Annotated in this window: 16 protein-coding genes; 10 read left to right on the top strand and 6 right to left on the bottom strand. The window is 33.8% G+C overall.

Annotated features, from left to right (window positions below):
• The first annotated feature begins 144 nt into the window (after positions 1 to 144).
• Positions 145 to 558 carry a hypothetical protein gene (locus BUE24_RS02730; protein ID WP_073313606.1) on the top strand — a complete coding sequence of 138 codons (414 nt, stop codon included), beginning with the start codon at positions 145 to 147 and terminating at the stop codon, positions 556 to 558.
• A 255-nt stretch (positions 559 to 813) separates the two neighbouring features.
• Here BUE24_RS02730 and BUE24_RS02725 read toward each other — a convergent pair whose 3' ends face one another.
• Genes BUE24_RS02725 through BUE24_RS02715 form a run of 3 tightly spaced genes read right to left on the bottom strand, consistent with a single transcriptional unit; the run spans position 814 to position 2703 of the window.
• Positions 814 to 1734: a DUF5777 family beta-barrel protein gene (locus tag BUE24_RS02725; RefSeq protein ID WP_073313604.1), complete on the bottom strand. Its 921-nt coding sequence runs from the start codon at positions 1732 to 1734 to the stop codon at positions 814 to 816.
• On the bottom strand, positions 1724 to 2272 hold the full coding sequence (locus BUE24_RS02720; protein WP_073313601.1) for a YceI family protein: 549 nt from the start codon (positions 2270 to 2272) through the stop codon (positions 1724 to 1726). The genes BUE24_RS02725 and BUE24_RS02720 overlap by 11 nt, the downstream gene beginning before the upstream one ends.
• Positions 2269 to 2703 (bottom strand): OB-fold protein, encoded by a 435-nt coding sequence (locus tag BUE24_RS02715; protein ID WP_084549369.1) that lies wholly within the window; start codon positions 2701 to 2703, stop codon positions 2269 to 2271. The genes BUE24_RS02720 and BUE24_RS02715 overlap by 4 nt, the downstream gene beginning before the upstream one ends.
• 353 nt (positions 2704 to 3056) lie before the next feature.
• Here BUE24_RS02715 and BUE24_RS02710 point away from each other — a divergent pair, with 353 nt between their 5' ends.
• From BUE24_RS02710 to BUE24_RS02680, 7 genes are all read left to right on the top strand, one after another.
• Complete coding sequence (locus BUE24_RS02710; protein WP_073313596.1) at positions 3057 to 4169, top strand: LytR/AlgR family response regulator transcription factor; 1113 nt, start codon at positions 3057 to 3059, stop codon at positions 4167 to 4169.
• A gap of 206 nt (positions 4170 to 4375) precedes the next feature.
• Positions 4376 to 5227 carry a hypothetical protein gene (locus BUE24_RS02705; RefSeq protein WP_073313593.1) on the top strand — a complete coding sequence of 284 codons (852 nt, stop codon included), beginning with the start codon at positions 4376 to 4378 and terminating at the stop codon, positions 5225 to 5227.
• 90 nt (positions 5228 to 5317) lie between these two features.
• On the top strand, positions 5318 to 5665 hold the full coding sequence (locus tag BUE24_RS02700; RefSeq protein WP_073313592.1) for a hypothetical protein: 348 nt from the start codon (positions 5318 to 5320) through the stop codon (positions 5663 to 5665).
• 11 nt (positions 5666 to 5676) lie between these two features.
• Positions 5677 to 6099, top strand: a complete 423-nt coding sequence (locus BUE24_RS02695) for an OB-fold protein (protein WP_073313589.1) — start codon at positions 5677 to 5679, stop codon at positions 6097 to 6099.
• 18 nt (positions 6100 to 6117) lie between these two features.
• Complete coding sequence (locus BUE24_RS02690; protein WP_073313587.1) at positions 6118 to 6660, top strand: YceI family protein; 543 nt, start codon at positions 6118 to 6120, stop codon at positions 6658 to 6660.
• Between the two features lies 1 nt (position 6661).
• Positions 6662 to 7579, top strand: coding sequence for a DUF5777 family beta-barrel protein (locus BUE24_RS02685; protein ID WP_073313584.1), 918 nt, complete (start codon positions 6662 to 6664; stop codon positions 7577 to 7579).
• 11 nt (positions 7580 to 7590) lie between these two features.
• On the top strand, positions 7591 to 7983 hold the full coding sequence (locus BUE24_RS02680) for a thioesterase family protein (RefSeq protein ID WP_073313581.1): 393 nt from the start codon (positions 7591 to 7593) through the stop codon (positions 7981 to 7983).
• A 147-nt stretch (positions 7984 to 8130) separates the two neighbouring features.
• Here the strand turns inward: BUE24_RS02680 and BUE24_RS02675 are convergent, their stop codons facing one another.
• Positions 8131 to 9240 (bottom strand): LamG domain-containing protein, encoded by a 1110-nt coding sequence (locus BUE24_RS02675; RefSeq protein ID WP_139241897.1) that lies wholly within the window; start codon positions 9238 to 9240, stop codon positions 8131 to 8133.
• A 118-nt stretch (positions 9241 to 9358) separates the two neighbouring features.
• On the opposite strand from BUE24_RS02675, the gene BUE24_RS02670 reads away from it, so the two are divergent.
• A complete protein-coding gene (locus BUE24_RS02670) occupies positions 9359 to 10606 on the top strand; it encodes a hypothetical protein (protein WP_073313576.1) in 1248 nt (415 codons plus the stop codon).
• A 691-nt stretch (positions 10607 to 11297) separates the two neighbouring features.
• On the opposite strand, the gene BUE24_RS02665 is transcribed toward BUE24_RS02670, so the two are convergent.
• Positions 11298 to 12044 carry a toll/interleukin-1 receptor domain-containing protein gene (locus tag BUE24_RS02665; RefSeq protein WP_073313574.1) on the bottom strand — a complete coding sequence of 249 codons (747 nt, stop codon included), beginning with the start codon at positions 12042 to 12044 and terminating at the stop codon, positions 11298 to 11300.
• 193 nt (positions 12045 to 12237) lie between these two features.
• Here BUE24_RS02665 and BUE24_RS02660 point away from each other — a divergent pair, with 193 nt between their 5' ends.
• Positions 12238 to 12675, top strand: coding sequence for a DUF4231 domain-containing protein (locus BUE24_RS02660; protein ID WP_073313571.1), 438 nt, complete (start codon positions 12238 to 12240; stop codon positions 12673 to 12675).
• Here the strand turns inward: BUE24_RS02660 and BUE24_RS02655 are convergent, their stop codons facing one another.
• Positions 12676 to 13500: a hypothetical protein gene (locus tag BUE24_RS02655; RefSeq protein WP_073313568.1), complete on the bottom strand. Its 825-nt coding sequence runs from the start codon at positions 13498 to 13500 to the stop codon at positions 12676 to 12678.
• Positions 13501 to 13502 lie beyond the last annotated feature (2 nt).

Genomic DNA, 13502 nt, shown 5'->3' with positions numbered 1-13502 from the left:
GCTTAAATGGTACAATAAACCCTTGATTTCTAACAAAAAACCTTCTTTTTTTTATCTAATATTATGATGATTTTAGTGAAATAACCGGATTCGTTATGAAGAGTTTAAGAAAGTATATTGTACTTTGTATCAGCAGTTTAATTTATGTTTCAGTATACCAAAATAGTAGTCTTTTTTAGTGCTTCCTTTTTTTTAGTTATAAAAGGATGTATTCGAGACACCCATGTATCAAAAGTCGATCCTGTTTTGGTTACCATTCCCTCGGAAACTATAACAACCACAGTCAACGAAGATTCTTTCAAAACACATTCAGAAACTACTCGTAAGGTTTTGATTACCTTTTGTGGTAGTTGTCATCAAAGTTCATTAGAAACTCATAAACCAGCAGCAATTGCCATTTTTGATTTGGATAAAGGAAAGTATTGGCATGCTACATTAATTCATGATCATATCGAGGGAATTGAAAATAGAATCGAAAACAAAAGTCCTATCACCAGAGAACAATTACATGCTATAGAGGTGTTTCTTGAACTAAAAGCATCTCAACTAAAACCATAATTTTACTTCAATATTAATATCCTTAGGTATAGCAACCATTTATTAATCCTAAATAATTGGCTATTTGACTATAAACTAATATATTTCGGAACGTAAACGCAACGTCACATTTTTTTAATTCACACACTATAAGCTATGAAAAAAAATAATGGAGACGTTTTAAAAATTATTACCACCGTAATTTTTGTTTTGTTTTTTATCGCCCTTTATCTTTTGGAAGAAATGGGTTGAATGAAAATTGATGATTTCAGAGATTTAGTCAGTATTTATTTTGTCCTTTTGATTGAGATGTAAAACAAAAATAGCATTAAACCCAAAAGTCAAATTTCCATCGTTAAAATTGAAATTATTAGGGGTTTGAGTAATAAATGCTTCCTCAGAAAAGAACCAGGTATTGGTCAATTTAAATTGTAGCATTACATCACTTAGCTCCCAATTCACACCTAGAGCAAAAGCATCGTAGGTAGTAATAGATTCTAATGGATTAATCAGATAGTAATATTCTGAAACAATGGATACATGGCCTCCTATTTTGTATCGCCCTCCTACCCCAATGGCAAATTGATTATTTGGATCATCTGTAAACGCCGAAGAGTTTCTATGGATGTATGTTGGAGATATTTGTGCAGAAAATTGAGGTGTAAATTTTCTTGCCAATAATAATTGCGTTGTAAAACTTAATTGGTCCTGAAAATTATCAAAGCGATTGATATCAATAAGTGGAGGATTACGTTCACTTCTGTAAGCTATATTCTGAAACAAAGAGAGACTTACTGGCGCACCTTTTCCATCATTACGTTGTCTAATCAGTTTGTATTTCAAAAAACTATCAAAAATACCATCCAGCGTACTCCAACCACCACCAAAAGTCAGTTTATCCGAAATACCGTACTCTACCCCTATTCGAGCTCCCATTTTGTCTGCTACAAAACTTTGGCCGCTAGAGTTCGGAATATTCCAGTATCTCGTAAAAGCCTGCAGCTCTAGCACGCCCTTTTTTCTGGTTTCTACAGAATGTCCAATAGAAATACGACTCGCTTTAAACGTGGCTAACTGATATTGAGGAGTATCCGGATATTCCTGTTCTAGTTTATCCAATAAATCTTGCGCCTGGATGGATACATTCAAACAGAACAGTAAACATATATTGGTGAAAAAAAGAACTTTATTTCTCATAATGTTGATATTCAAATTTGAATTTAATGGATATAACTTTTGCTATATTTGGTGCTAAGATTGGAGGAATCTTGATATCAAAATCCTTGACCGTAACTTCAAAATCTCCATTCAAAACAAACGAACCGTTAACTTGTTCGATAGTAGTTTTAATTTCTACCTCTTTAGTAATACCATGAATGGTTAATTTCCCTTTAACCATTCTCGTTTGTGTATCAGTTTCAGAAGGATCAAAATCTATGATATTTCCCTCAAAAGTAGCCTTAGGATACAAATCTGATTCGATATAGCTCTCGTTAAAATGTTCATGCATCAGTGATTTTTTAAATACGAATGCATTCATCAGCATACTAACTGCTATTTCATTTTTAGAAATATCAATTATACTCAGTACCTGGTTGTTCTTTGCTTCTATATCTTCTACGGAGGTATAGGAGAAAAAAGAAACCTGTCCCTGTCTTGTTATAAATTGATCAGACTTGGTATCATCGTCTGTAAAGTTGATCAATAAGAATATCAGAATGATCAGTTTATTCATTGATTTGTTGTGTTAATCAGCATACAATTAAGTAAAATAGCATCTTTCAAAAATCCTTTGCAAACTCCCTTTATTTTTATTTTTTGACCTTTTTTTAAATTTTTAATTTCATTTTCTTGATTCGGAAACATATCACAAATAACACTAGAATACTTGTTGTCACCGTACAAAAAAACTGTATTTCGATTATTTAGAAACGTAACATCTTTTACAATCCCCTCTACTTCTATTACTTTTCCTCTATACATTGAATTTGCCGAACGTTCATCAACCATAAAAGATGAAACTAATTCTTCTGAGCTTATTGTTATATCTGCAGAAACGGCATTCATCTCCATATAAGAGTCTTTCGAGTTTGGAAAAACCAGATACAATATCAGTAACAAGAAGAGCACTGAAACAAAACCAATAATACTTAGCTTTCTATTCATCGAAGGATATAAGGTCAATTCTACCAGTAAAATTACGATAATGTACTACCAAAATATAATTTAGCAGCATATAAATTAGGGAAGGCTCACAAGGAAGTATGGATTTCATTAGGATTAGCTTATAATTAAAAAATCTGCTTTGAGTACAAAAGAACAACCCAGATCATATAGTGTTGTTATAAACTTTTGTCAAGTAGAAAAAATCCTTTTAAAAAAGGAAAAAAGGTCATTAAGCCAAATACAATTATTTGACGTTTAGAAAAAACACCTGAAAAATTATACTATTTTAGTTACCTCAATAAAAAACTAAACCAGACCGCCAGGATATTACCCCTGATTTGTAAACCTGATAAATGAGAAAAGACAAATTATATTTTTTAACCTTTATATCTATATCGGTCATTTTCTTGATCATTGCTTCTCTAAGTATCAAATACTTTATAAAAGTAAGCGCAAATCAATTAATAGAAGTTCAATTAGAGTCTAGCAAACGAGAAGCAAATGAAATTTCTAAATTGATTAACTATCAACTTGCAGGGGGTATTGATAGAAATGTTGTAATAAATAATATTCAAAACACTATAGAAAACACACATACCGAAGCTTCATTTATATGTGTCTTTAATTGGTCTGGTAAAGAAGTATGTAACCCAGATAAAACTAAAGTTGGACAAAAAGTAAGCTCTGATCAATCACTTTTGAATTCATTGAATGAAGAAAATAGCTCTGATAAATTATATGAGTTACTTACCAATATTAAAAACGACAATAAAGAAATTGGGAATAGCTTTAATTCTGAAATCGTATATATTTCTCCGGTAAAAGATTCGGATTTGATTGTTGCTGCTCATGTAAACCTTAATGAAATCTCTACACAAATAAAAAAACTCAAAACCAGTTTCTATACCATATTTGCTATTATGGGAGGGTTGATCATCTTGTCTTCCTTTTTTGCTGTTCGTATGATCGGTAGTTATTATGAAAAGCAGTTGGAGGAGAAAAACACCAATTTAGAAAGTGAGTTGGTAAACCTTTCTAAACTGAATAGTGATTTGGTAGCCTACCAACGTAAAATAGAAGAAACCGACGAAGACGATTCTCAAGAATCACCTGATATTACATTAGAAACTGGTAAAAAGAGAATTTTAACCTATTTAAGAAATGAGTTGATCCCGACAGCTATCAACGAAATCTCTTATATCTATACCGAAAACACCATTACCTACGTAATTTGTTTTGATGGGAAAAAATCCACCAGCAATACCAGCCTGGATGATATGTTTTCTAGTCTTGATGCCTCTTTATTTTTTAGAGCTAATCGACAATTTATTATCAGCATTGCTGCCATCGAAAAGATTATTAAATACGGCAATAGTCAACTCAAAATTTTGATTCGAGATGCAGATGTAGAAATTGTGATTAGCAAAAACAAAGCAGCAGAATTTAGACAATGGTTAAGCATATAACCAAATTTCTTTACGGATTCTCTTTTTCTTCATTTCAATTTTAATCATTTCCATTCATTTATTACCAAAAGGAAAAAATAGCCTTTTATTCAACCTTTTTTTTTCCTTTTTCAACGCCGTTTTTTCCCTTTCGCATATATTATTTTGAATATAGGGCCAGTGTTTACGGTACTTTGCTGAACAAAATCTTTAAAACTCGAATAAAAATGAAAAATCGTATTTTAGTATTGTTCACTTCAATTTCTGTACTGTTTAGTTGTAGTAGTGATGACTCTGATGAGCAACCAAACCCACCTGCACAACAAAATACAGTTCGACTTGCAACCGATACAACTTTTGGTAATATCCTTACCGATTCTGAAGGTATGTCATTATACTTTTTCTCCAGAGATGTAAAAGGAGATTCTAGATGTTTGGATGGTTGTTTGGCAGCATGGCCAATTTTTTATGCAGCCGATTTAACTCTTGATGATGGTCTGGAGGCTTCAGACTTTGGAGAAATCACCAGAGCAGATGGAGAAAAGCAAACTACATTCAAAGGGTGGCCATTATATTATTTTGCAAATGATAATGCCGCCGGAGATACCAACGGAGATCAAGTAGGTAACAATTGGTACATCGCAAAGCCTGATTATTCTCTAATGTACGCCGAAGCTCAATTGGTAGGGAGAGACAGTGATGGAAATTTGATCAACTTCACAAGTGATTATACACCTGGTGATGGACTTACCTTTTACATGACCAATTTCACAGGAAGAACAATATATACCTTTATGAATGACACTAATGGTGTTAATAACTTCACGGCCCAAGATTTTTCAAACAATGCTGTGTGGCCGATCATTAACATCGACATTGATAGATTACCAAGTATTCTAAATGCTGACGATTTTGGAACCATAGATGTTCACGGTTCTCAGCAAATAACATATAAAGGATGGCCATTATACTACTTTGGGCAGGATGTGACCAGGGGGGATAATTTTGGAATCAATTTTCCTGCACCAGGGGTATGGCCAATCGCAAACGCGGATACTCCTACCGCACCAGCAAATTAAGAAGAGTTCATATTTAGTTTAGTAGTTAGTTAGTTGATTAGAAAGAGGAAGAACGAGTTTTTTTCTTCCTCTTTTTCTTAAATCTTAATCATGAAATATTATTTACAAATAAATAAACTGCTGTTTGCAGTACTCACTAGTCTTATCCTAGTTTCCTGTGATAATAATGTAGAAGAGGAAATTACAGAAATAATAGTTGAGTGTAATCCAGATACATCATTTGCCACACAGGTAAAACCAATAATAGATAACAATTGCACCGAATGCCATAACGGAAATCAATTTCCTGATCTACGCAATTTTGAAGGTATTAGAAATAATGCGGCACGAGTAAGAGCACAGGTGGTGAGCAGACGAATGCCCATTGGCGGTTCTTTAAGTAATGAAGAAATAGAAATTATTAGATGCTGGATTGATAGCGGTGCATTAAACAATTAAAAGAAATCAATATGATAAGTAAGGGAAAAGTTCTTTTAGGTGTAACTCTTTTTATAACCGCGATTGGAATTGTTGTTAGCATCTCTATGTTTTCCAAACCACACTTGGATATTAGTAATGTGGATGCACAAATTGTAATCGACTCTAATGATTTGTTCAAAGATTATTTGACCAATGAAACCGAAGCCAATACCAAATATTTGGAGCAAGTCATTCAGGTAACCGGTACTATAGAAGATATAAACATCGTAAAAGACAAAAGTATAATAGCACTAACCAGTGAAGATACTTTTGGTAGTGTCCTTTGTCATTTGGACGCTGATAAAGATCACAAAATTGCACAATTACAAAAAGGACAATCCATACAAATCAAAGGTGTTTGTACCGGATTTTTAATGGACGTCATTCTTGTAAAAAGTGTCATTATTAATTAAAACCAACATTCACAACAAATGAAATCAATTATAACAACCATAGCATGCCTTATCCTTTCAGTAATGAGTTACGGGCAAGAAAAGTTTCTTACAAAAAGTGGACACGTTTCTTTTTTCTCCCATTCTCCTATAGAAGATATCGAGGCAGAAAATGACCAGGTACTTAGTATTATTGACACCAACAACGGAGCAATTGCTATCTCCATATTAATGAAATCCTTCTTGTTCGAGAAGGCATTAATGCAAGAACATTTTAATGAAAATTATGTAGAATCAGATAAGTACCCAAAAGCCACCTTCAAAGGGGAGCTAATCAATTTCAGCACATTGGAGAATAATGCAGAAGTTACCATCAAAGGAAATTTAACCATTCATGGTGTTACCAAACCAACAGTCATCAAAGCGAAAATCAAAAAGACAGAGGGAAATATTTCTCTAGAGGGAAATTTTCCTGTAAAGGTGGAGGATTTCAACATTGAAATTCCATCGGTGGTAGTCAACAACATTGCAAAAACCATAAAAGTAACTTTCAACTTAGATCATCAACCGTATACCAAGTAATATGAAAAAACTAATTATTCTTTTTACCATTCTTAGTATTGGTAATATGATGCATGCGCAAGAAGACCTCTTTGACATACTTGATGAAGAGACTCCGCAAACCAAAGAGTATGCTACCGCTACTTTTAAAGGGACAAGAATACTTAATGGGCATTCTGTCGAAAATAGAAAGAAAGGTGTTCTCGAGTTTATCATATCTCACCGTTTTGGAAGAGTAAATTCGGGGGTAGATGAATTGTTTGGTTTGGATCAATCCAATATACGCTTTGGCTTTGAGTACGGTCTTACAGACGATTTAATGATAGGAGTTGGTAGAAGTAGTTTTGAAAAGGCTTATGATGCATTTTTCAAATACAAACTCCTTAAGCAAGGCATTGGTAAAAACGCTTTCCCGATTTCGGTATCTGCATTTGGGAGTGTCGTATACAGAAGTGTAGACGATTTTGAACCAGGAAACGAACCTAGCGAGACTGATCGTTTGTTTTATACCTCTCAGCTTCTTTTGGCAAGAAAATTCAGTCCTGCATTTTCTTTACAAATTATGCCAAGCTTCATCTATAGAAACTCAGTAGCTATACAAGAAGATCCTCATGGTATTTTTGCAGTCGGAATTGGCGGACGTGTCAAATTAACCAAAAGAATTTCACTAAATGGTGAATATCACTATACCGTTAATCCTTTAGAGTCTATAGATACTACTAACTCATTGGCATTTGGTATAGATATAGAAACTGGCGGACACGTATTTCAAATCATTCTTTCCAATTCTATTACCATGATCGAGAAAAGTTTTATTACCGAATCTACAGATGATTTTTTTGAGGGAGATGTGCATTTAGGTTTTAATATTTCCAGAGCATTTCAGTTCGGAAAAAACAAGAAAAAGAAACTAAAAGCCATTCAAGAGTCTAATGAGTAAAGCCGCCTATTATGATCAGAAAAAAATACAAAGTAACGGGAAAAGATGTAGACGACTTTATGATCATGCATGGTGGTGCTTACCAGGCTTATATATATGCTATTTTGGATAGCTTTCTATTCGAAAAAGGATATTCTAAAAGAAAACTAGATCATTTGAAAGTTAGACTTCAAAAATGCAAGGAAGAATTTACCTATCAAAAACATCTCATGTTTACTCAGGATTTTTTTCTAAATATGGAATTCTTGAGTACTGCTGAAGATCTATCAAAAATTTATGTAAGGAGTCGCTTTTTTAATTCGAACAACGAACTATGTGCTGTATCGAATACAGAATTGTACTGGTTTGATTACCATCAAAAGATGGCTGTAGCTCCACCAAAAGATATATTTGGGAGATCCTAGAAGTAAGGGCTTGTTTGCCCCTTTACCTGTACGGATATGTGCTAGTGATCTTAAATATCCGTACTAAACCATAAAGCCTTGACAATGTCGAGGCTTTAGTTTTTAATATTCTGCGGAGGTTTTCTATTCTATCTGAGGTTGAGAAAATTAATTCACGACAACACCAGAAGGATCGGTAAACTTACCCGTTACCAGCCAACCTCCAAAATCTTCGGAAACTGCCAGTAGAAGAATATTTTTTCCTTTTTTTAGGTTTAGATATACTGCATCAAAAAGACCAATAGTCCCTAGATATCGGTAATCTCTTGAACGCCATCTGTTGTTTCCCTTATAAATAGGTTGATCGTTGAGTATAGCCACTGCCCTATCACTATATCCAAATTCGAATAGTTTGGTTTGCTCTTTATCTGAGTTGATCTCAAGTTTTGCAAAAACTGTATTCTTTTTGGTACCATCTCTCAGCAATACTTTTCTTGCGATGTTGGCCGCTGTACCTTCTTCTATTTGTACTTTTCCTAACCACTTTCGAGAAGTAATCAATCCCTTTATGTTAGCTAAATTGTCCAACTGTGTTTCTTCAAACTTATCTGAAATTTCCCATGCGGGAACCAATCCATCTATAGGTTTTCTTTCATGCACTTTGAAATCTACCAATTGAGTAGCAGTCTTATCAATAGTAAAATTGGCATAATGCATAGGATTCGGCCCACCTCCACTTATAGCAATCCTTCCTTCTTTGGGTTCTCTGACCAAATTCCAGCATAAATGGGGTTTTTCTGAATAATCAAAAAACACTTGTGCTCTTTTTCCATTAACTACCAATTTTACATGAGTCCAATCGTCATAATTATAATCGTAGGGTACAGAATAACTCGGACCAAAATACAATTGCCAAGGAGAAAGTCCATTTATTACAGGAGTTCCCTGATTAGCATCTGGTTTACCCGGGAGATGCGCTCGTATATAAAAAGACTCCATATTATTGGCATCCACCGCTCGAAATCGAACTCCCGGAAATCCTTGGCGTTCGGTAAGAAACACGTCAAATTCTATTGTACCATTCAAAAAAGTAACATCCTTCAGTGAAGCCATACCTCGCTGCATATATAATGCATCTTTCCCTTTATAATTTTCTAGCACATAAGATTGAGCATTAATTTCCCATTGTACAGTATCCAAAGGAAATTTCTGCTGTGCATATATGTTGAAAGAAAGGAAAGTACTTAAAATCAAAATTGAAATTGCTCGTATCATCATTTTTTGTTGTTTGTTGATCTCAAAATTCGAAGATTTGATGTAGACCTCGAAAACAAGTTCGTACAAGTCCGTTCAATGTTGTTCAAGTCATAAATTTTGATCAATTTTGTTAGTGTCTATGAATAGGTATCCAGAATATCATTTAGTACAGCAATGTCTACTAGAAATTGAGAACCGTCTTGATTGGGGGTCTTCAGATTCTTGGCATAATGATGTATTTATTGAATTGAGCGAGCATATTCAAAAAGAGACTCAGGTTAACCTCAGTACAACCACCTTAAAACGGGTTTGGGGTAAAGTAAAATATCAAAATGCCCCTAGTATAAGTACACTTAATACTTTATCCAAGTTTGCAGGATATGAAAACTGGAGAGCCTTTAAAAACAAGAAAGAGCCAAAGAAGAAATCCTCCTTGATAAAAGATAAGGTGTTTCAAAATATGGGAATTATAGTTGCAGCTGCGGGGATTATGACCTTTGCATTCATTTCTTTCTTCTCCATGGTAAGTACCAAAAATGATATTATCCCCCCTTTGGATCTATCAAAAATAGATTTCAAAAGCAGACCTATTTCCAAAGGACTTCCTAATTCTGTTGTATTTGACTTGAATTTGGATGAAATCACATCGGATAGTATTTATATTCAACAGTTTTGGGATAGAACCAAAACTGTAAAAATAAAACCTAAACAAAAACAAGCCACCGGGATTTATTATTATCCAGGGTATTTTAGAGCGAAATTACTAGTCGATGGAAAAATTATTAAAGAACATGATTTGTTCATCGCTTCGGATGAATGGATGGGGACGATAGATTACGAACCCATTCCTAAATATATAGATGTTAACGATACGATGAATGATCCTTTATCATTTTCAGATACTTTTATTAATGAAATAAGGGAAAATAAAGATCCTGTCGTCTCTACCTTCCACCTGGTTAAAGATTTTAATATGTCAGGAGATGATATGACTATTGAAACTACAGTAAAAAATATTTACAACGAAAAGTGGGCTGTCTGTCAAACCCTTCGAATTGTAGTCTTAGGAAGTTCTGGCGCTATGATAATTCCCTTTTCGATACCTGGTTGTGTGTCTGATATTAATCTTATGCTCAACGATGTTTACATAAGAGGTAAAGAACATGATTTATCTGCGTTAGGAACAGATATGTCGGATTTCAAAAAACTGAAAATAAAAATTGAAAATAATAAAGTAACGGTATATATTGAAGACCAGGAAGTATATAGTAATAACTATCATGAGGCTATAGGTAAATTTGTGGGTATCCGATATCGTTTTTTAGGTGCGGGATCAATAAAGGAACTTACAATAACCGATCAAAAAACCAATCAAATTCTTTTATAAGACCATTTTTCCAAAATGTAAGCCATTTGATTTTCAAATTTTTATACTGTAAATCCACAAAAGATTGGCGGTTTCTACTCTTTTATTTTTTCCGTTAAAATCGTAAATTTGCAACATAAAATTTAGAACAAATGTATCCATTATTTCTTGATTCTATTTTGTTCCATCCTTTCTTCAGGGCCTAGTCCAAAGTGCCCATTTTTAGAAGGGTACGATCAAAATTCATTGCTATAAATTGTCTAATAAAACCAATTGTTTTTTATGCTCTATAGTGAGCAAAAAAGTACGATTCACAAGTTGACATTAGATAAACTATTCAAAGTTAAGAAATTAACAATTTATACCTCTAAATGAATTGTGATTTTCGGCACAAGATTTGCTCTAAAAAAAAGGAATATTAATTTTTAAATGTTTAATCATGTACAAACCAATCTTACATACTAAACTAGGTGATGATCCTGGGACGTTGGCAGTACATCAGTCATTGACTGTTTCAATTTACCGTACCGTCTGGCAAAGGATTATTAATACCCTTATAACAGAGAAGTTTACAGATTTGGTAAAGAGAAATTTAATGACCATTGGTGGCCACGTAAGTTTGTATTTGAGTTGGTTTGCTTTATGTTCCGTCTCGCTCAGGACGTAAAACAGGAGTAATTAAGGCGAGCCAACCAAGTATTGTAAACAAGACTCAAATAGTATAGTATTCTTTTATAAAAGTAGTGCCAAAATCGGTTATTTTATAATACGAGAGTTGTTCTACCTTAGTTTTGGTAAGGATACCTAGGGCTTCCAATTCGTGGATGACACGTACAACATTTTTTCTTCGCTCTATTTTAGAGAGTTCGTATACTTGTTTAATAGTTAATCCTAGTTTTTCAGTATGTGTTCTAAATACAGAAATAACACTGGCTCTTACTAGTGCTGCTTGATACTCTTCTAATGAAGGAAGGTTATCAACGATCGGAGAAGAAGAATCATTTGCAGGAAGCGATAATACTCTTTTTACTTCTTGAGTTACCTTTACAAAAAGCGCATCTCTTTGGCCATCATCCATGGCAACCAAAGGTTCTGTTGGAGGATTAACGGTCTGAAATTTTGATATGGCATCAATATCAGAAAACATACAATGACTAATAATGATAGGAAATATATAAGCCCCCTCCTGCTCTGCTGCTGTCAGTAATGCAGGAAGCTCCTCATTATTTATAAAATCGGAAGCAATAAAATTCGCACTTACCATAAGTATGGCTATTTTGGTATTGCTAAGCGCTTTGTATATTTCATCTCGCCAATCCGCGCCAACTTCAATTTTGGAATCTTCCCAAATCGTAAATTGATACTCTCGTTCCAGATAACTAAGATGTACCCTCAGCAGGTCGAGCCATTTTGCATCTTTTTTGCTGTAACTAATAAAAACACCTTGCCTATTGCTCATTATGATTTTGTATGGTTAATAATTTGGACACCATATAGTATCCATAAATATTTAAAAGTTATTACAATGACTGACGATATGAGTAGCTAAAAGTAACTAGATTTCTGTTAAAATAAAACAAAACAAATCATCGATAATAACCTTATATTTATATTTTAATTTTTCTTAAAAACAAACCTCTTAAAACCTAGATATGAACCAAGAAGAATATATTAAACAACGAGTTGATAATCAATTGCATTGGTATAGCGCAAAAAGCATGATTAATAAAAAAATGCATTTAGGAACTCGTGGATTGGTTATCATTTTTTCTGCATTTATTCCTTTTGCGGCAGGTTTTTCTGAAACACATCCGGATCATCTGTATTTGAATTATCTGATTGGAGTATTAGGAATGTTGGTGGCTATTATTGCGGGAGTATCTGCTTTGATGAAGTATCAGGAAAAGTGGGTCAAATACCGATCTACAGCTGAAGCACTGAACCGTGAAAAATATATGTTTATGACTTCATCCGGAAATTACCGTGATGAGAAAGATCCTTTTCATCTATTAGTCACCAGAGTCGAAAATATAATTGCTTTGGAAAACACTATGTGGAGTGAATTCATGAATGAAGATGAAAAAATATAATTATCGAGCCAGTGTAATCCCAAAACTTATTGCGTTGTTACGCCTAAATAATGGTTCTTCCTGACCATTAAAGTAGGTAACATTAAACCCTATATTGGGAGTTACATACACATCAAATTTACTACTAAAATAGAAATACGTATCATCCTCTGAAGCCAGTAAGTCATCAGCATACACATGATTAAACTTAAAAGTACTGATCCAGCTGATCCTTTTGTATTTCCGATCCTTTGGAGAAACTGCATTCCAAAAATTAGCTCTCAAAAATAAGGGTAAAGTTATCCTGCCATACTGTTCGCTGTCAACTTCTATTTGATTTCTAAATCCATTTGCATTGGTAACTCCAGCCAGGAAATTGATCAAAATAGCATCATTTAGAAATTCATATTTGATATACGCATTTAAAGAAAGATAATGCAAATTGTTTTTAAAGCTCTTGTCGGCTATCATTTCTGGCGCTCCCTCTAGATATAATGAAAACAAACCAATTGCAGTTTTTTTGAAATCATATACCAAACCTACCGGGATTCCCAAAGAAACATTATTCGGAGCACTAGAGATACCACTACCGATATTTACATCTATAGAGGGTTTGATATAATATCCCCAACCTTTTTCCCCCAATACTTCGTTCACAAAATAATACCCTCCTGCCCTTTCGCTTTGACCAGGAATTCTATTTAAGTCCAAAGTCAAACTCACTGTAGTTGAATCATTGGATACAAAAGTTTTACCATACCCTAAAGAAAACAAGCGTTCTTGTCCATAGGTGCTCGCAATACATCCAAGTGCAAACAATAACAAAATCGATTTTAAGATTTTCATAA

It is taken from the genome of Aquimarina spongiae, assembly GCF_900141785.1.
GTDB lineage: Bacteria > Bacteroidota > Bacteroidia > Flavobacteriales > Flavobacteriaceae > Aquimarina > Aquimarina spongiae.
The sequence above is the reverse complement of the archived record's forward strand: the minus strand, read 5'-3'. Positions and strand labels throughout refer to the sequence as shown.

Bases quoted from the DNA above. Each gene is read 5' to 3' on its own strand.
- BUE24_RS02685 (WP_073313584.1), top strand. From the start codon at position 6,662: ATGAAAAAACTAATTATTCTTTTTACCATTCTTAGTATTGGTAATATG.
- BUE24_RS02660 (WP_073313571.1), top strand. From the start codon at position 12,238: ATGAACCAAGAAGAATATATTAAACAACGAGTTGATAATCAATTGCAT.
- BUE24_RS02710 (WP_073313596.1), top strand. From the start codon at position 3,057: ATGAGAAAAGACAAATTATATTTTTTAACCTTTATATCTATATCGGTC.
- BUE24_RS02705 (WP_073313593.1), top strand. From the start codon at position 4,376: ATGAAAAATCGTATTTTAGTATTGTTCACTTCAATTTCTGTACTGTTT.
- BUE24_RS02655 (WP_073313568.1), bottom strand. From the start codon at position 13,500: ATGAAAATCTTAAAATCGATTTTGTTATTGTTTGCACTTGGATGTATT.
- BUE24_RS02695 (WP_073313589.1), top strand. From the start codon at position 5,677: ATGATAAGTAAGGGAAAAGTTCTTTTAGGTGTAACTCTTTTTATAACC.
- BUE24_RS02670 (WP_073313576.1), top strand. From the start codon at position 9,359: ATGAATAGGTATCCAGAATATCATTTAGTACAGCAATGTCTACTAGAA.
- BUE24_RS02690 (WP_073313587.1), top strand. From the start codon at position 6,118: ATGAAATCAATTATAACAACCATAGCATGCCTTATCCTTTCAGTAATG.
- BUE24_RS02730 (WP_073313606.1), top strand. From the start codon at position 145: ATGTTTCAGTATACCAAAATAGTAGTCTTTTTTAGTGCTTCCTTTTTT.
- BUE24_RS02720 (WP_073313601.1), bottom strand. From the start codon at position 2,272: ATGAATAAACTGATCATTCTGATATTCTTATTGATCAACTTTACAGAC.
- BUE24_RS02715 (WP_084549369.1), bottom strand. From the start codon at position 2,703: ATGAATAGAAAGCTAAGTATTATTGGTTTTGTTTCAGTGCTCTTCTTG.
- BUE24_RS02665 (WP_073313574.1), bottom strand. From the start codon at position 12,044: ATGAGCAATAGGCAAGGTGTTTTTATTAGTTACAGCAAAAAAGATGCA.
- BUE24_RS02700 (WP_073313592.1), top strand. From the start codon at position 5,318: ATGAAATATTATTTACAAATAAATAAACTGCTGTTTGCAGTACTCACT.
- BUE24_RS02725 (WP_073313604.1), bottom strand. From the start codon at position 1,734: ATGAGAAATAAAGTTCTTTTTTTCACCAATATATGTTTACTGTTCTGT.
- BUE24_RS02680 (WP_073313581.1), top strand. From the start codon at position 7,591: ATGATCAGAAAAAAATACAAAGTAACGGGAAAAGATGTAGACGACTTT.
- BUE24_RS02675 (WP_139241897.1), bottom strand. From the start codon at position 9,240: ATGATGATACGAGCAATTTCAATTTTGATTTTAAGTACTTTCCTTTCT.